Below are 540 nucleotides of genomic sequence, written 5' to 3'. Positions count from 1 at the left end.
TACTTTGAGTCGTTTATAGCACTCCTCTATGTGCCACCTTAACACATAAGCTTTGCTCCAAAGTCTCGGTCAAAAACTCTGTTTCTCAGTTGGCTAATGTCAGCACTATAACTCTTACTTTCTGTCCTTTCATTTTATTTTTTAGCTTTTCATTTTCTAATATAAAATCAAAATCTAATTCGCCAGCGTTCCCATAGCTTACTATAATTTCTTTTTTGCAAGCGAAAAATAAAATCTACTTCCAAATTATAATGCTGCTGAATGAATTTTACTGAAGACGATCATAGATAAATAATAATTTCTCTTGATTTAATAAACGCATTTGAGTGATAACTTCGGGTAATTGCTCTGCCGCCAACGTTTGTTCACCTATATTCCAAGCTGCAAGACGAGCACTGCAAATCAGCGAAGTACACAAATCAACAAACAAATTGCCAATGGTGCCTGTTGTTCCATTTGGTTCAAACTCGGATACAATTTCCCCAGAGCTGGGTAATCTCATACCAGAACCATCTGCTGCAATAAGTCTATAGCCTCTCC

Annotated in this window: 1 pseudogene; it reads right to left on the bottom strand. The window is 36.7% G+C overall.

From position 1 onward, the window contains the following. Positions 1-540, bottom strand: a pseudogene (locus tag OZD64_RS00050) (transposase); the annotation flags it as partial.

The sequence above is a fragment of the Wolbachia endosymbiont of Drosophila tristis genome (assembly GCF_028981745.1).
Lineage (GTDB): Bacteria > Pseudomonadota > Alphaproteobacteria > Rickettsiales > Anaplasmataceae > Wolbachia > Wolbachia pipientis.
Note: the sequence above shows the minus strand (reverse complement) of the source record. Positions and strands in the feature narration are given on the sequence as shown.